The 16,484-nt window shown below is 70.2% G+C and carries 16 protein-coding genes and 2 tRNA genes; 9 read left to right on the top strand and 9 right to left on the bottom strand.

Annotated elements, in window-relative coordinates; genetic code table 11:
- Positions 1-57: 57 nt before the first annotated feature.
- From F9B98_RS10670 to pepN, 3 genes are all read right to left on the bottom strand, one after another.
- Complete coding sequence (locus F9B98_RS10670; RefSeq protein ID WP_150957070.1) at positions 58-858, bottom strand: ABC transporter permease subunit; 801 nt, start codon at positions 856-858, stop codon at positions 58-60.
- Positions 855-1,766, bottom strand: a complete 912-nt coding sequence (locus tag F9B98_RS10665) for an ABC transporter ATP-binding protein (protein WP_150957067.1) — start codon at positions 1,764-1,766, stop codon at positions 855-857. The genes F9B98_RS10670 and F9B98_RS10665 overlap by 4 nt, the downstream gene beginning before the upstream one ends.
- Positions 1,767-1,898: 132 nt before the next feature.
- Complete coding sequence (gene pepN / locus F9B98_RS10660) at positions 1,899-4,448, bottom strand: aminopeptidase N (protein WP_150957064.1); 2,550 nt, start codon at positions 4,446-4,448, stop codon at positions 1,899-1,901.
- A 127-nt stretch (positions 4,449-4,575) separates the two neighbouring features.
- On the opposite strand from pepN, the gene F9B98_RS10655 reads away from it, so the two are divergent.
- The 5 genes from F9B98_RS10655 (at position 4,576) to F9B98_RS10635 (ending at position 9,574) form a co-directional block, all read left to right on the top strand.
- Complete coding sequence (locus F9B98_RS10655; RefSeq protein ID WP_150957061.1) at positions 4,576-5,763, top strand: ferrochelatase; 1,188 nt, start codon at positions 4,576-4,578, stop codon at positions 5,761-5,763.
- Positions 5,764-5,852: 89 nt separating this feature from the next.
- Positions 5,853-6,395, top strand: coding sequence for a ribose-5-phosphate isomerase (locus F9B98_RS10650; RefSeq protein WP_150957058.1), 543 nt, complete (start codon positions 5,853-5,855; stop codon positions 6,393-6,395).
- Complete coding sequence (locus tag F9B98_RS10645; RefSeq protein ID WP_150957055.1) at positions 6,395-7,387, top strand: Fpg/Nei family DNA glycosylase; 993 nt, start codon at positions 6,395-6,397, stop codon at positions 7,385-7,387. The genes F9B98_RS10650 and F9B98_RS10645 overlap by 1 nt, the downstream gene beginning before the upstream one ends.
- A 70-nt stretch (positions 7,388-7,457) precedes the next feature.
- Positions 7,458-8,084 carry an FMN-binding negative transcriptional regulator gene (locus F9B98_RS10640; RefSeq protein ID WP_191966768.1) on the top strand — a complete coding sequence of 209 codons (627 nt, stop codon included), beginning with the start codon at positions 7,458-7,460 and terminating at the stop codon, positions 8,082-8,084.
- Complete coding sequence (locus F9B98_RS10635; protein ID WP_150957052.1) at positions 8,081-9,574, top strand: amidohydrolase; 1,494 nt, start codon at positions 8,081-8,083, stop codon at positions 9,572-9,574. Before F9B98_RS10640 ends, F9B98_RS10635 begins: the two co-directional genes overlap by 4 nt.
- Positions 9,575-9,911: 337 nt before the next feature.
- On the opposite strand, the gene F9B98_RS10630 is transcribed toward F9B98_RS10635, so the two are convergent.
- From F9B98_RS10630 to F9B98_RS10610, 5 genes are all read right to left on the bottom strand, one after another.
- The gene (locus tag F9B98_RS10630) at positions 9,912-10,397 is read right to left on the bottom strand and encodes a Dps family protein (RefSeq protein WP_076675873.1); all 486 of its coding nucleotides are present in this window, start codon (positions 10,395-10,397) and stop codon (positions 9,912-9,914) included.
- A gap of 111 nt (positions 10,398-10,508) precedes the next feature.
- Entirely contained in the window at positions 10,509-11,747 is a 1,239-nt protein-coding gene (locus tag F9B98_RS10625; protein WP_150957049.1) for a signal peptidase I, read from the bottom strand.
- Positions 11,735-12,238: a hypothetical protein gene (locus F9B98_RS10620; RefSeq protein WP_150957046.1), complete on the bottom strand. Its 504-nt coding sequence runs from the start codon at positions 12,236-12,238 to the stop codon at positions 11,735-11,737. The genes F9B98_RS10625 and F9B98_RS10620 overlap by 13 nt, the downstream gene beginning before the upstream one ends.
- A complete protein-coding gene (locus F9B98_RS10615; RefSeq protein WP_150957043.1) occupies positions 12,235-12,756 on the bottom strand; it encodes a hypothetical protein in 522 nt (173 codons plus the stop codon). Before F9B98_RS10615 ends, F9B98_RS10620 begins: the two co-directional genes overlap by 4 nt.
- A 26-nt stretch (positions 12,757-12,782) precedes the next feature.
- A complete protein-coding gene (locus F9B98_RS10610) occupies positions 12,783-13,391 on the bottom strand; it encodes an alternate-type signal peptide domain-containing protein (RefSeq protein WP_150957040.1) in 609 nt (202 codons plus the stop codon).
- A gap of 168 nt (positions 13,392-13,559) precedes the next feature.
- Between F9B98_RS10610 and F9B98_RS10605 the strand changes: the two genes are divergently transcribed.
- Both F9B98_RS10605 and F9B98_RS10600 read left to right on the top strand, forming a co-directional pair.
- Positions 13,560-14,138, top strand: a complete 579-nt coding sequence (locus tag F9B98_RS10605; protein WP_150957037.1) for a gamma carbonic anhydrase family protein — start codon at positions 13,560-13,562, stop codon at positions 14,136-14,138.
- A gap of 10 nt (positions 14,139-14,148) precedes the next feature.
- Complete coding sequence (locus F9B98_RS10600) at positions 14,149-14,517, top strand: hypothetical protein (protein ID WP_150957034.1); 369 nt, start codon at positions 14,149-14,151, stop codon at positions 14,515-14,517.
- Positions 14,518-14,522: 5 nt separating this feature from the next.
- Here F9B98_RS10600 and F9B98_RS10595 read toward each other — a convergent pair.
- A tRNA-Gly gene (locus F9B98_RS10595) sits at positions 14,523-14,596 on the bottom strand.
- A 194-nt stretch (positions 14,597-14,790) separates the two neighbouring features.
- Here F9B98_RS10595 and F9B98_RS10590 point away from each other — a divergent pair.
- Positions 14,791-14,864 (top strand) — tRNA-Pro (locus tag F9B98_RS10590).
- Positions 14,865-14,936: 72 nt separating this feature from the next.
- Complete coding sequence (gene tig, locus F9B98_RS10585) at positions 14,937-16,448, top strand: trigger factor (protein WP_150957031.1); 1,512 nt, start codon at positions 14,937-14,939, stop codon at positions 16,446-16,448.
- Positions 16,449-16,484: the final 36 nt, after the last annotated feature.

Here is a 16,484-nt window from a genome sequence, read left to right as displayed (position 1 = left end):
CCTAACGACGGATGCCTCGGCGCCGGCTGAGCGTCGAGGCATCCGCCACAGCGGTCGTCAGGCGTCGCGCGAGCGCAGGGCGACCCACCCCACCAGCAGCGGACCGACGACCCACCCGGCCATCGTGAGGGCGGGTTCGAGCAGGTCCTCGGCCCCGGGCTGCGTCAGGGAACCTGCCGCGCTGACGGGGAGGTACGTGCCCGACTCGACCACCCACATCCAGTCCGGGCCCGCGATGGAGAAGAGGCTGAGCATGATCGGCAGCACGAACAGCACACCGACCGTCACGGCGATGGCCCCCGCGCCGCTGCGCAGCAGGAAGCCGAAGCCGACCCCCATCAGGGTGAAGCAGGCCATCGACAGCACGCCGAGGGCCAGCGGAACGACCGAATCGGCCGGCGACGTCCAGTCGATGCTCGTGCCGAGCAGGGGTGCGGTGGCCGCGATCGCGACGGCGTAGATGACAACCGTGGTCGCCATCATGGTGAGCGCGACGATGATCGCCTTCGCCAGGAGCACCGCGCCCCGGCGCGGTTCAGCGGTCAGCGTCGAGCGGATCATGCCGGTGGAGTACTCCCCGGTCACCACGATCGCGCCGAGGATGCCGGCCACGAGCATCGTGAACTGGGTGGGCGCCAGAATGACGTTCGTCGGCGCCATGCCCCCTTCGAATCCGCTCGTGGCGAGCGCGATGAGCAGCGAGATCCCCACCGACAGCGCGGCCGTGACGCCGAGCGACCACCAGGTCGAGCGGAGCGTGAGGATCTTGATCGCCTCGCTCTTGAGGAGGTGCGCGAAGCTGAGGCGGTGGGTGCCTGTGTGCGTCGCCCGGCGGGGCGCGGCGGCGAGGGCGGTCATGCGATCTCCTTGGTCTTGTACTCGACGGAGTCGTCGGTCAGCGCGAGGTAGGCGTCTTCGAGCGAGCCGACCCGCGGGCTGAGTTCATAGAGGGGGATGCCGTGAGCGGCGGCGGTGTCGCCGACGGTCTCGGGCGTGATCCCGGTGATCTGCGCCGCACCCGGCTCGACGGCCGAGATGGTGGCATCCGGGATCTCGAGGGCGGCCACGAGCTCGCTCAGACGGGGGGAGCGCACGACGAGCGTGGTCGTGGTCCAGGTGCGCACGAGCTCGGCGAGCGGGGCGTCGGCCAGGACTCGGCCGCGGCCGAGGACGATGACGTGGTCGGCGGTCTGCGACATCTCGCTCATGAGATGACTCGACAGCAGCACCGTGCGACCCTCGGCGGCGAGGTGCCGCACGAACTGGCGCACCCACCGCACGCCCTCGGGGTCGAGCCCGTTGACCGGTTCGTCGAGGATGAGCGTGTGCGGGTCGCCGAGCAGGGCCGCCGCGATCCCGAGTCGCTGCCCCATGCCGAGGGAGAAGCCGCCGGCGCGCTTGCCCGCGACGGCGCCGATCCCGGTGAGCTCGATGACCTCGTCGACGCGCTGGGTGCCGATGCCGTGCGTGGCGGCCATCGCGCGCAGGTGGTTCCGCGCCGATCGACCGGTGTGGATGGCCTTGGCATCCAGCAGCACGCCCACCTCGGTGAGGGGGGAGCGCAGGTGCCGGTAGTCCTGACCGCCCACAGTGACGTGTCCCGCGGTGGGGCGGTCGAGCCCGACGATCATGCGCATCGTCGTCGACTTGCCCGCACCGTTGGGGCCGAGGAAACCGGTCACCCGGCCGGGGGCCACCGTGAACGAAACGCCGTCGACGGCGGTCTTGTCGCCGTATCGCTTGGTGAGGTTCTCTGCAACGATCATGGCTTCCACGCTACGGAGGGGCCTCCGTGCGCCGCGTCCCTCGAAAGGATGACCCGGCCTGCCGCGAGGATGACCGGAAACGACGGATGCCCCCTCCCGAGGGGGAGAGGGCATCCGATCGAGCGGGACGGATTACTGCGCGTCGCGCTCCTGCACGGCCAGGGCGCGCTCGACACCGGCGAGGTTCTCGCCGACGAGGCGGCGAAGGGCGGGCGCGGCGTCGGCGTTCTGCGCCAGCCACGCGCGCGTCGCATCCCGCAGGGCGGTGTTCGCCAGAGCGGCCGGGTAGAGCCCCACGATGAGGTAGTTCGCGATCTGGTAGCTGCGCGACTCCCAGATGGGCAGCAGCATCGCGAAGTACGGCTCGACGAAGTCGGCGAGCACGTCGACCGTCGCGGGGTTCGTGAAGCCGGCGGCCGTCGACCGCACGATGGTGTTGGGGGCGTCGGTGCGCTCGATGAGCGAGTCCCAGGCCTCCTGCTTCGCCTCGTGCGAGGGCAGCGACGCCTTGGCCATGGCAGCGAACTCACCGCCCTTGGCCGTGTTGTCGGCGGCGCGCGCCTCGTCGATGTCGGCCGCAGTGACCGCACCCGCAGAGGCGAGCGAGACCAGCAGCTGCCATGACAGGTCGGTGTCGATCTCGAGGCCCTCGAGGGTCGTCGTGCCGTCGCGCAGGGCCTTCACCGTCTCGGCGTGCGCCGGAGTGGCGGCGGCCGAAGCGAACGCGGTGACGAACTGCAGCTGGCTGTCGCTACCGGCCTCGGCCTTCTGCGCGAGCTCCCACAGCCCGTCGGCCACGCGCGCGCGCGCGGCGGCGCGGGTCGACGGCGCGACGTACGAGTTCGCGGCGAGCTGCAGCTGCCCGAGGGTCGTGCGCACGGTGGTCGACTCGGTCTCGGAGCCGATGTTCTGCAGGACGAGGTCGAGGTAGTCGGTCGCCGAGGACTCGGCATCCCGAGTCTGATCCCACGCCGCACCCCACACGAGCGAGCGCGCGAGCGGGTCGGAGATGTCCTTGAGGTGCGCGATGGCGGTGGACAGCGAACGCTCGTCGAGGCGGATCTTCGCGTAGGCGAGGTCGTCGTCGTTGAGCAGGACGAGATCGGGACGACGGATGCCGCGCAGCTCGGCGACCTCGGTCCGGTCGCCGTCCACGTCGATCTCGATGTGGTGCACGCGCTCGAGGGCGCCGCCCTCGGTGAGGGAGTAGAAGCCGACACCGAGGCGGTGGGGGCGGATGGTCGGGTAGTCGCTCGGTGCGGTCTGCACGATGGCGAAGCGCGAGATCGTGCCATCGGAGCCCTCTTCGATGAGCGGGGTCAGGGTGTTCACGCCCGCCGTCTCGAGCCACTTCTTGGCCCAGTCGCCCAGGTCGCGGCCGCTGGTGGCCTCGAGCTCGACGAGCAGGTCGCCCACCTCGGTGTTCGACCACTGGTGCTTCTGGAAGTACGCGGCGACCCCGGCGAAGAACTGCTCGATGCCCACCCACGCGGCGAGCTGCTTGAGCACCGACCCGCCCTTGGCGTAGGTGATGCCGTCGAAGTTGACCTGCACGTCTTCGAGGTCGTTGATCTCGGCGACGACGGGATGGGTCGAGGGCAGCTGGTCCTGGCGGTAGGCCCAGGTCTTCTCCATGGCGTTGAAGGTCGTCCAGGCGGCCTCCCACTCGGTGGCCTCGGCGGTGGCGATGGTCGAAGCCCACTCGGCGAACGACTCGTTCAGCCACAGGTCGTTCCACCACTTCATGGTCACGAGGTCGCCGAACCACATGTGGGCGAGCTCGTGCAGGATCGTCACGACGCGACGTTCCTTCACGGCATCCGTCACCTTGCTGCGGAAGACGTAGGTCTCGGTGAAGGTGACCGCCCCGGCGTTCTCCATGGCGCCCGCGTTGAACTCGGGGACGAAGAGCTGGTCGTACTTGGCGAAGGGATAGGGGAAGCCGAACTTCTCCTCGAAATAGGCGAAGCCCTGCCGGGTCTTGTCGAAGACGTAGTCGGCGTCGAGGTACTGCCACAGGCTCTTGCGCGCGAACACGCCGAGGGGGATGACGCGGCCGTCGGCGCTGGTGAGCTCGCTGTAGGTGGCCTCGTAGGGGCCGGCCACGAGCGCGGTGATGTACGACGAGATGCGCGGGGTGGCGGGGAAGTCCCAGCGGGCGGTGTCGTCCGAGACGGCGACCGGCTCGGGCGTGGGGGAGTTGGAGACGACCTTCCAGCGCGCGGGCGCGGTGACCGAGAAGGTGAAGGCGGCCTTCAGGTCGGGCTGCTCGAAGACCGTGTACATGCGGCGCGAGTCGGGCACCTCGAACTGCGAGTAGAGGTAGACCTCGCCGTCGACGGGGTCGACGAAGCGGTGCAGGCCCTCACCGGTGTTGGTGTACTCGCAGTCGGCCTCGACGACGAGCTCGTTCTCGGCCGCGAGGCCCTCGAGCGCGATGCGCGAGTCGGAGAAGACGGTGGCGGGGTCGAGCGAGCGGCCGTTCAGCGTCACGGAGTGCACGGTGCGCGCGATGAGGTCGATGAAGGTCGACGAGCCCTCGGTGGCGGCGAACGCCACGACGGTTCGCGAGGAGAAGACCTCGTCTCCGCGCGTGAGGTCGAGCTGCACATCGTAGGAGTGCGTGTCGACGATCGCGCGACGCTCCTGCGCTTCGATTCGGGTGAGGTTCTCTCCTGGCACTGGCGTACTCCCGGGGATCTGGGTGGAATTGTCGCGGGTGACGCGGTTGACGTCGCTGACAACCGTATAAGCCTAGTAGCGAGATATCCCGGGTCCGGGCCTCGTGCGCAGGTGGGAAGATGTGATCGTGAGCACGACCGACACGGACACCAGCCCTGAGACCGTCCTCTACGCGTCGCCCGCCGCGGCGTCCGGGCCCAAATGGGTCGAGACGCCGGTGGCGTACGACGGCATCCTCCTCGCCGGTTTCGGCGGGCCCGAGGGGCAGGACGACGTCATTCCGTTCCTGCGCAATGTCACGCGCGGGCGCGGCATCCCCGACGAGCGCCTCGAAGAGGTCGCCCACCACTACCGCCACTTCGGCGGGGTGAGCCCGATCAACCAGCACAACCGCGAACTCAAGGCGGCGCTCGAGGCCGAGATCGCCAAGCGCGGACTGGGCTTGCCGGTCTACTGGGGCAATCGCAACTGGTCGCCCTACCTCGAAGAGGCCGTGACCGAGGCGGCCGAAGCCGGAGACACCACCCTTCTGGCGATCGCGACCAGCGCCTACAGCTCGTTCTCGAGCTGCCGCCAGTACCGCGAGGACTACGCGCGCGTGCTCGAGGCGACCGGTCTCGGCGAGACCGTGACCATCGACAAGGTCCGCCAGTTCTTCGACCACCCCGGCTTCGTGACGACGTTCGTCCGCGGAGTGACGGATGCCGTTTCGGCCTACGTCGCCGACGGGATCGCGCCCGAGAAGATCCGCGTGCTCTTCTCCACGCACTCCATCCCGACCGCCGACGCCCAGCGTTCCGGCCCCCGCGACGTCGACTTCGGTGAGGGCGGGGCCTACGAAGCCCAGCACAAGGCCGTCGCGGCCTTCGTCATGGCCGAGGTCGCCGCTGCCGTTGCCGATGTCGAGTGGGAACTCGTCTACCAGTCGCGCTCCGGCCCGCCCACCCAGCCCTGGCTCGAGCCCGACGTCAACGACGTGATCGCGGAGCTTCCGGGGCGCGGCGCCGAGGCCGTCGTGATCGTTCCCCTCGGCTTCGTCAGCGACCACATGGAGGTGCTCTGGGACCTCGACACCGAGGCCATGGAGGCCGCCGAAGAGGCCGGCATCCGCGCGGTGCGCACCCCGACCCCGGGCATCGACCCCGCGTACGTGTCGGGGCTGATCGACCTGGTCGAGGAGCGCTTGAAGGGCACCCCGAAAGCGGAGCGCCCGCACCTCACCGACCTGGGCCCCTGGTACGACGTCTGCCGACCCGGGTGCTGCGAGAACATCCGCGCCGGCTTCAAGCCGGTCGCCGCGGGCCTGCGCCCCTGACACCATCCGACGCCGCCCGTTCCCTTCCCGGAGCGGGCGGCGTCGTCATGTCCGCCCGCGATGTCGGACGCTCTCAATAGACTGACGACATGCGCATCCACATCGGCACCGATCACGCCGGTCTCGAGTTCTCCACCCAGATCCAGCACCACCTCGCCTCGCAGGGCCACGAGGTCATCGACCACGGTCCCATCGAGTACGACGCCCTCGACGACTACCCCGCGTTCTGCATCCGCGCGGCCCAGGCCGTCGTCCGCGACCAGGCCGCGGGCGTCGAGGCCCTCGGAGTCGTCTTCGGCGGGTCGGGCAACGGCGAGCAGATCGCCGCGAACAAGGTCCTCGGGGTGCGCGCCGCGCTCGTGTGGAACACCTCCACGGCCGAGCTCGCTCGCGAGCACAACGACGCCAACGTCATCTCGATCGGTGCGCGTCAGCACACCTTCGACGAAGCAGCGTCGTTCATCGACCGCTTCATCGCCACCCCGTTCTCGGGCGAAGAGCGTCACGCGCGCCGCATCGGACAGCTCGCCGCGTACGAGCAGGACGGCGTGCTGCTGCCCGACCCGCGCGCGGGCCAGAAGCCGAACACGATGACCGACGCCAGCGACTCGTTCGACCCCGAGGCAGGCTGATGCCCGAAGGGCATTCCGTCCATCGCATCGCCCGGCAGTTCGAGCGGAACATCGTCGGCCGCACGGTGTCGGCATCCAGTCCTCAGGGACGTTTCGTCGAGGGGGCCGCCGTTCTCGACGGCCGCGAGGCGACCGAGGTGCGGGCCGTCGCGAAGCAGATGTTCCTGCGCTTCGACGGCGACGTGTGGCTGCGCGTGCACCTCGGCATGTACGGGGCGTGGGACTTCTCGGGCGAGGTGGTGGTCGATGCCACGATCGCCTCGGCCAACGGGCGCATGGGGCAGACCAACCAGCGCGGCACCGTGCTCGACGACGAGCCCATCCTCGATTCCGCCGGCGAGAACTCCCTGACCTCGATCGGCGCCCCGCGGCGCACCCGCGTCCGCATGTCGGAACAGACCACCGGGCTCGAAGAGCAGACCGAGTGGCCCCCGCCCGTCGTCGGCGCGGTGCGCCTGCGCCTGCTGACCGAGACGACCTGCGCCGACCTGCGCGGACCGACCGCGTGCGTGCTGCAGACACCCGACGAGGTGGCGGCGACGATCGCCAAGCTCGGCCCCGACCCACTCGTGGACGATCTCGCCGAGGGCGAGGAGCAGTTCACGGCGACCGTGCGCAAGAAGCCCACCGCCATCGGTCTGCTACTCATGGACCAATCCGTCGTGAGCGGGATCGGCAACGTCTACCGCGCCGAGCTGCTCTTCCGCGCGCGGCAGAACCCGCACACGCCCGGTCGCGAGGTGCCGGAAGAGGTCGTGCGTGAGATCTGGCGCGACTGGGCTCGGTTGCTGCCGATCGGCGTCGAGACGGGTCAGATGATGACCATGGACGACCTCGATCCCGAGGCCTACCGGCGGGCGATGGCCCACCGCGACGACCGCCACTGGGTCTATCACCGCGCGGGTCTGCCGTGCCGGGTGTGCGGGACGACCGTGCTGATGGAAGAGGCCGCGGGGCGCAAGCTCTACTGGTGCCCGCGCTGCCAGGCGTGAACACGGGGGATCGGTGGCGAGGCGGCTTCACCTGTCGAAGGCGCCTCGCCGCGCGTTCTAGGCTGATCCGGTGCGTCAGAACCCGAGCTTCGCGATGACCGACGTCGGTGAGATCCGCCGTCTCATCGACCTCAATCCGTGGGTCACCCTCATCAGTCACGGCGACGACGGTCTCGTCGCCTCGCACTACGCCGTCATGCTCGACGACGAGCGCGACGACCTCACCATCGTGGGTCACGTCGGCAAGCCCGATGACGCCATCCTCGGCCTCGGCGAGGGCGAGTTGCTCGTCGTCGTGCAGGGCCCGCACGGGTACATCACTCCGCGCTGGTACGGCGACGTGCCGGCCGTGCCGACGTGGAACTTCGTGTCGGCGCACCTGCGTGGCATCCCGGAACTTCTCTCTCCCGAGGAGAATCTGCGCGTGCTCGATCGTCTGGTCGACCGCTTCGAGGGGGGCGCAGACGACGCCCGGGGGCTCTACACGCTGCCGAACGACGCGGCCTTCGTCGAGCGCCTCGAACGGGGGACGGTGGGCTTCCGCCTCACCCCGACGCACGTGACCGCGAAGCGCAAGCTCAGCCAGAACCGGTCGCCCGAGGTGGTCGAGACGATCATCGACGGTCTCAGCGCCGAAGGGCGTCACGAGCTCGCCTCCGAGATGCGTCGCGCCGCCGACGCGCGGGTGCGGCCGTGATCGGCGAAGAGGCGGGGTTCCTCCGCGCCGTCCGCGTGGCCGGGCCCGGTCGGGAGTTCCTTCCGACCACCGAGCCCGTCGACATCGTCATCGCCGATGGCTTGATCGCCGACATCGCGCCGACCGGCAACCTGCGCCCGCGGGGATTCGTCGTCGACGGGGAGGGCGGCTGGCTGCTCCCGGGGCTCTGGGACCACCACGTGCACGTGCTGCAGTGGGCCCTGGCCGCTGACCGCGTCCCCCTCGGCGAGGTCGCCAGCGCACACGATGCGGCCGACATCATGGCGCTCGCTCCCGAGACCGACGGACGCCGCGTCGGGTCCGGATTCCGCGACGGGCTCTGGCCCGACACCCCCAGCCTCGACCTGCTGGATGCCACCACCGGCGGCGTCCCGACGTACCTGATCAACGCCGACGTGCACAGCGTCTGGATGAACACGGCGGCCTTCCGTCGTGAGGGCTTCGAGCCCGCGGCATCCGGGATGCTCGTCGAAGAGGACGCGTTCGAGATCTCGCGGCGACTCAACGCTGTCGCCCCGGAGGTGGCGGATGCCGCGGTCGAGCGGATGGCGAACGCCGCCGCTGCGCGGGGGCTGGTCGGCCTCGTCGACCTCGACATGACGTGGAACGACGAGCCCTGGCAACGGCGCGCCGCGCGGGGATTCGACGCCCTGCGGGTGTCGTACGGGACCTACCCGCAGGATCTCGACCGCGCCATCGCCGAGGGGCTGCGCACCGGCGACCCCGTGCGCGGATCGACGAACGGCCTCGTGCGCGTGGGGCCACTGAAGGCCATCACCGACGGCTCGCTCGGCACCCGCACGGCCGCGTGCGCTCACCACTACCCGGGAGACGTCGGCAACCACGGCCTGCTCACCGTGCCGCCCGACGAGCTCGTCGACATGATGACGCGCGCCACAGCCGCGGGAATCGAGTGCGCGATCCACGCGATCGGCGACGTTGCCAACGCCCACGCCCTCGACGCGTACGCCCTCACGGGCGCGGTGGGCACGATCGAGCACGCCCAGCTCGTCGCGCACGCCGACATTCCCCGGTTCGCCCGTCTGGGCGTTGCCGCGAGCGTGCAGCCCGAGCACGCGCTCGATGATCGGGACATGACGGATGCCATCTGGGCCGAGCAATCCGCCCAGCCCTACCCCCTGCGGGCCCTGGCCGACAGCGGGGCCAACCTGCGGTTCGGTTCCGACGCGCCGGTGGCGCCCCTCGATCCCTGGGCCGCGATGGCGTCGGCGGTCTTCCGCACGCGCGATGGCCGGGACGCCTGGCAGCCGCACCAGCGGGTCGACATCGACACCGCCATCGCGGCATCCACCGCCGGCGGCTCGACCGCGGCCGCGGAGATTTCACCCGGTGCGGTGGCCGATCTCATCATCGTCGGCGCCGACCCGCTGACGGCGGACGAACGCGGCCTGCGCTCCATGCCCGTGCGGACGACCCTGCTCGCGGGTCGCGTGACGCACGGCGCCTGACGCGCGGTAGTTCTTCTCCGCGCGCTGCGGACGCGTTTCCGGGCCCTTTCCGCGTGAGGGGTCGAAAACTGTCGCCTGGAGCGGCTCTCGGCGACAGCAATTGACCCCTCACGCGCACTGCGGAACGCGTGCTCCGGGCCCATTCCGCGTGAGGGGTCGAAAGTTGTCGCCTGGAGCGGCTCCCGGCGACCGAAACTGACCCCTCGCGCGGGCTGTGCACGCGCGCGCAGCGGCGGGGCGGGGGAGCGTGAAACGGAGCGCGCGACGCGACAGATCGACGTCCCGGACACGACGGAGGGGGCGGCGCCGAAGCACCGCCCCCTCGTGAGTGAACGTCTTACGCGGCGAGGTGCGCGAAGAGGAACCAGCGGTCCTTGTCGAGGCCGCGCTTGATCTCGATCGCGACGTCCTGGCTCGACATGTCGATCTCGTCGAGGCCCTCGATGGCGGCCTCGATGTCGACGAGCACGGCGTCGATGTCGGCGATCACGGCGCGGATGACGACGTCGGACTGCGCGAAGCCGGCGGGCACCTCGGTGGCCTTCGCTTTGGCGGCCACCGTCGACAGGCGCGAGTCGATGGGCAGCCCCAGGGCGACGATGCGCTCGGCGGCGAGGTCGGCCCAGTCCTGCGCGTGGGCGACGACGGTGTCGAGCAGCTCGTGCACACCGATGAAGTTGGAGCCGCGAACGTGCCAGTGGGCCTGCTTGCCGTTGACGACGAGGGCCTCGAGGCCGATCACGACGGGGGAGAGGAACTGGGCGGTGCCGGCGGCCATGGTCGGGTCGACGGTGGTGGCGGCGGGGGTCTGAACGGTGCTCATCTTCTGCTCCTTAGGCGACGTTCGAAGTCTTGATGGATGCAACGCTACTCACGTGGGAGCATTCCGCAAGCAAGATGAGGCTCGGCTAAATACCTGGTGAATAGGCAATCCTCACCTACGTTCGTCGGCCCGGGCGCGTAAGGCCAAGCCCAGGGTCGCAAGGATCGCCGCCGCGACCACGACGCCCCCGAACGGCGTGGAGCGCAGTCCCGTCCAGGGCAGCGTGCCGCCCTCCTGTGCCGACGGGTGCGCGTTGTCGTCAGCGGATGGGTCGGGAACCGACTCGGTGAGACGCACGGTGGGGGTGAGAACCGCCTCGGCGAGGCGGGTCTCGTTGCCGGCGGCGGGGTCCATCCGCAGGGCGACATCGAGGCGCACGGTTTCGCCCGGCGGGATCACACCGCTCACCCACTGACCTCCGCTGGGGATGACCGCGTCGCCGACGACCAGGTGCAGAGCCGCGGCGAAGGCACGGTCGTCGTCCGTCGTCGGCACGCTGTCCAGACGCAGCCCGGCCCGAGCGGGGTCGCCGCTGGCGTTGCGCACCCACAGCGTCGATGGAGTGGTCGCGCCGGGCACGTACGGACTCGTGCGAGGGAAGAGCGAGACGGATCCGTCGGCGACGAAGCGCGCGCCGTCGCCGCTCACCAGGAGCCGCTCGAGGGAAGCCGCCCCGGTGTCCGCGTGCGCCTCGACCGGGAGCGAGGCCGTCGCGATCGCCGTCGCGGCGACGAAGGAGGCGGCCAGGAACACCGTCGGCACCCGTCGCTCCCTGGCCCGCCGCCGCTGCGTGCGGATGGCGTCGATCGCGAGGAGTCCGAGCCCGTAGCCGACGACCACCACACCGATCGCCGCGACGACCGCCCCGCGTTCCTCGCCGCCGAAGAGCATCGCGGGGTAGCCCAGGAAGGGGACGGCCAGCACCACCACACCGCGGAGCTGTTCGCTCTGCACCGGGGGGTCGTCGACATCGTTCGCGTCGCCGCGGGTGATCAGGAGGCGGCCGCCGCCCGTGCTGCTGGTCGTCCCCACGACGCGGTGGGTGGCCACCGCGGGTTCGCCGGAACGCATCTGGAAGGTGACGACGTCGCCGATGCGGACCTCCTCGATCGGGGTGGGCCGAACCGCGATCATCGTGCCCGGGGGCATGCCGGGCTGCATGCTGCCGGTGAGGACGGAGTAGGTCTGCCCGCCGAGGAGCAGGGGGAGCACGACCGTCACGAACGCGAACGCCGACACCGCGACGAGGAGGACGGTCGTGGCGATCGAGCGGGCGCGGGACCAGGCCGAGCGGGGCGGGGCGGCGTCGGGGGAGGCGCGGTGGTCGCGGCGGAGGCTCAGTTCGGGCATCGCAGGCCCCCGAGCAGTCCGCTGACGAGCCCCGATGGAATGAGCGTCTTCCCCGCGCTCGCTGGGGACGTCCAGTCACCGTGGCGAGCGACGACCGCCACGGTGGGGTTGCCCGTGATCAATCGGATGACGTTGTTCAACAGACCCGCTCGGACGTCGGCGGCGATGATGCCGTTCTGCGCATCGGATGCGCTCACGGTGAGAAGGACCGGAGCAGGAGTGCCGGGGGGTGTCACCAGGACGACGTCGTACGCCGTGGCGTCTGAAACGGCACTCCAGCTGAGACGCACGTGGAGGTCGAGGAGCGGGCCCCCGCGATTCTGGCAGACCACGGGCCCGGGCGAGCCAAGGCTCCCGGTCGACAGCTCGAACGACGGCGCGGACGCCGTCGCTTCCCATCCGGCAGACGCGGGAGCCGCCCCGCCCGCCACGACCACGAGCGCCGCCAGCGCGCAGGCGGACAAAGCCCGCGCCCCGAGCACGCGCTTCATTCGGTCACCTGCTGCGCCCGCACCTTCAGACGGGGTTCGATCGGCACGGACTGTTCGTCGGGGGCTCCGGGGAGAAGCATGACGCGCAAGCAGAGGTCGACGGACGCCCCGCTCGCGTAACCGCCCGGGGGTGCATACGAACCGCCCGCGGGAATGAGCTGGCCGCGGCCGCACTCGCCGACGAAGACCTCCGTCTTCACCCACTCCGCGAGCCCGGCGGCCACCTCGGGTTCTGCCGCAACTCGCCATCGCAAGGTGGTGCCCTGCCCCGTCTCCGTCACGTGAAGCGTCGCGGTATCGCTCGACTGCCCGGGGAACAGCGGCTTCCACTCGTCCCAGCTACCGACCCACTCCGCCGACAACGCGAGCGACCCCGACGACACCGTCTCCGCCGGCAGCGCGACGCGACTCTGCCACACCGCATGAGCGGCGGCGGTCCCGGTTCCGAGTACCAGGACCGCCGCGACCCCCGCACCCCACCGCAGCCGTCGCGAGACGCCGTTGTCGCGCTTCGACATGCCGTGGTGCACCTTGGATCGGCGGGTCAGTTGTCGCCGACCTGCGAGAGCATGAACTCGACATCGTCGAGGTTGACCGAGCTCGCGGCACCGAGCTGACCGCCCGTGGTCCCGCGGAACGTGATCGTCAACGTCGCTTCGACGGTCTGCGTGCCGTCTTCGTCCGCGATGTCGGCGGCCGTCAAACGATACGAGGTCGCGTCGTTCGCGGTTCCGACGCCATCGAGATCGAGGGCCACGTCGAGATATGCGCCCAGCCCCCCAGAGAAAGATCCGCCCAGCTCGGCGGACAGATCCGCGACGATCGTGTCCCCGACGAGCGTCACGTCGATCGGCTGGGTGAGGGTGAGGACGTCCCCCGGAACGATGCGGACGTCCGCCACGTTCGCGACGTTGGTGACCCCTCCGAGGACACCCTCGAGCTCCCATGATCCGGGCTGGAGAGCGAGGTCGAGATTTCCGGAGCTGACGGCGGTGGCCTGCAGCGCCTCCGAGGTGCTCCAGAACGCGTACGTCCCCGCCCCGCCGAGCATCAGCGCCGTGCCCGCGGCGACCGCCACGATGGCCTTGCCGCGACGGTGTCGGCGGGTGGTGCGGCGGCGGGTGGACGGAGCGGCGGGGTCGGTGATCGACATGGGTTCTCCTGGGTTCTCGGGCGAGTTCGATCCGAACCTAAGAGTTTCCCGTGAGTCACGAGCTACCTATCCGCGCGGTTGCAGTACCCGACCCACCGAACGTCAGTAGTCCGCGGTAGGGCGGCTCGGTAGTGCGGATGCCACACGCGGGCGCGCTAGCCTCGGCCCATGCCGATCGCCCCAGACGCCTCCGTCCTCACCCTTCCCGACGCGGCCCCGGTCCTGCACGACAGCGCTTTCGTGGCATCCGGTGCCCGTATCGTCGGGGCCGTGAGCCTCGCCGAGGGCGCGAGCGTCTGGTACAACGCCGTCCTGCGCGCCGACAGCGCGACGATCGCGATCGGCCCGCGCAGCAATCTCCAGGACAACGTCTCGGTGCACGTCGATCGGGGCCGCCCGGTCGTCATCGGCGCCGACGTCTCGGTGGGGCACAACGCCGTGGTCCACGGCTGCACGATCGGCGACGGCTCACTCGTCGGCATGGGTAGCGTCATCCTCTCGGGCGCCGAGATCGGGCCGGGGTGTCTCATCGCCGGGGGAGCGGTCGTGCTCGAGGGCACCGTCATCCCCGCGGGGTCGCTGGTCGCCGGCGTCCCCGCGAAGGTGCGTCGCGTTCTCACCGACGACGAGCGCGCCGGCATCCTGCGCAACGCGCAGACCTACCTCGCCCACGTGGCGCGTCATGCGTCGGCCGAGCAGATTCCGGATGCCGCAACCCCGGCCGCCGGTGAAGGTGCAGGCGCGTAACCTCGCGCGCATGCAGATCACATCGCTCGAACCGCACGAGGTGTTCGTCTTCGGCTCGAATGCCTCGGGTGCGCACGGCGGAGGGGCGGCGCGCTTCGCGATGGACCGCTTCGGCGCCGTCTGGGGGCAGTCCGAGGGCCTGCAGGGCCAGTCGTACGGCATCGACACGATGTCGGGACTCGGCACCCTCGAGGAGCAGGCGCGACGCTTCATCGCGTTCGCGGCGGAACACCCCGAGTTGCGGTTCCTGGTGACCGAGGTGGGTTGCGGCATCGCGGGCTATCGGCCCGCTCACGTGGCGCGGTTCTTCGTGGGGGCGGGCGACAATGTCGTGCTGCCGGAGTCGTTCACGCGCGAACTCCGAGAGGAACGCGCCTGAAAAGATGGAGGGGCTGACGAGAATCGAACTCGCATCATCTGTTTGGAAGACAGAGGCTTTACCACTAAGCTACAGCCCCGGATTTCCGCAGCTCTGTGACGAACCGCGAAGTCGGACGACACCCACTCTACGACACCTCGAAGCCCCTCGCGAACGCCGGGGGATCGGCATCCCTCGATCATCTCGTGCACGGCGACCGGTGAAATGGGCCCTGGCAGGGCTATCGACTAGACTTTCAGCGGTCGTTTCGTCGGCGCGTTCCGCGCGCCGTCCCGGGGCGTAGCTCAGCTTGGTAGAGCGCCCGCTTTGGGAGCGGGAGGCCGCAGGTTCAAATCCTGTCGCCCCGACGAACGGCCCCACAGACCACAGGCCCAACCGGCCCCCGCGTGCGCGCGGGCCACACGAGGAGAACGAACCGCATGGTCAACAGCACCGTCGAGAAGCTCAGCCCCACCCGGGTCAAGCTGCACATCACGGTTTCGCCCGACGAGCTCAAGCCGAGCATCGCCCACGCCTACGAGCACATCGCGCGCGACGTGCAGATCCCCGGCTTCCGCAAGGGCAAGGTGCCCGCGCCGATCATCGACCAGCGCATGGGCCGCGGCGCCGTCATCGAGCACGCCGTCAACGAGGGCCTGGACGGCTTCTACCGCGAGGCCGTCGAGGCCAACGAGCTGCGCGTCATCGGCCGTCCGAACGCCGAGATCGTCGAGCTCCCCGAGCTCAAGGACTTCTCCGGCGACCTGGTCGTCGACGTCGAGGTCGACGTCCGCCCCGAGTTCGACCTGCCCGCCTACGACTCGATCACGGTGACGGTCGACGCCGCCGAGGTCGACGAGGCCGGCATCGACGCCGAGCTCGACCGCCTGCGCGCCCGCTTCGGCACGCTCATCACGGTCGACCGCCCCGCCAAGACGGGTGACTTCGTCGAGCTCGACCTGGTCGCCACCATCGACGGCAACGAGATCGACCGCGCCGAGGGCGTGTCGTACGAGATCGGTTCGGGCGAGCTGCTCGAGGGCATCGACGAGGCCATCGAGTCGCTCACGGCCGACGAGCAGACCACGTTCCGCTCCAAGCTGGTCGGCGGCGAGCACGCCGGTGAAGAGGCCGAGGTCTCGGTCACCATCACCGCCGTCAAGGAGCGCGAGCTCCCCGAGGCCGACGACGACTTCGCGCAGATGGCGTCGGAGTTCGACACCATCGCCGAGCTGCGCGAGTCGCTCAGCGAGCGCGTCTCGCAGCAGTCCGTGTTCACGCAGGGCTCCGCCGCGCGCGACAAGTTCATCGAGGCGCTCCTCGACGCCGTCGAGATCCCGGTTCCCCCGCAGCTCATCGAAGACGAGGTGCACCAGCACCTCGAGGGCGAGAACCGCCTCGAAGACGACGAGCACCGCGCCGAGGTCACCGAGGCGAGCGAGAAGCAGTTCCGCACGCAGATGGTGCTCGACAAGATCGCCGAAGACGCCAACGTCCAGGTGTCGCAGGACGAGCTGACCCAGTACCTCATCCAGTCGGCCGCGCAGTACAACATGGCGCCGCAGGACTTCGTCAACGCGCTGCAGCAGGGCAACCAGCTCCCCGCGCTCGTCGGCGAGGTCGCCCGCAACAAGGCCCTCGCGATCGCGCTCGGCAAGGTGAAGGTCGTCGACACCGACGGCAAGCCCGTCGACCTCACCGGTTTCGTCGCCGTCGAGGGCGAAGAGCCCGCCGAGGCTGACGACGACGCCGACGAGGCCACCGCCGACGCTCCCGCCGAGGAAGCTGCCGCCGAGGAGGCCCCCGCCAAGGCTCCCGCCAAGAAGCGCGCCCCGGCCAAGAAGAAGGCCGACGCTGACGACGCGCCTGCCGCGGAGGAGGCCCCCGCGAAGGCTCCCGCCAAGAAGCGCGCCCCGGCCAAGAAGAAGGCCGACGCCGCCGACAGCGAGTAAGTCGTGACGGAGGGGGTGGATGCCACGGCGTCCGCC

It is taken from the genome of Microbacterium testaceum StLB037, assembly GCF_008763945.1.
Classification (GTDB): domain Bacteria; phylum Actinomycetota; class Actinomycetes; order Actinomycetales; family Microbacteriaceae; genus Microbacterium; species Microbacterium testaceum_G.
The sequence above is the reverse complement of the archived record's forward strand: the minus strand, read 5'-3'. Positions and strand labels throughout refer to the sequence as shown.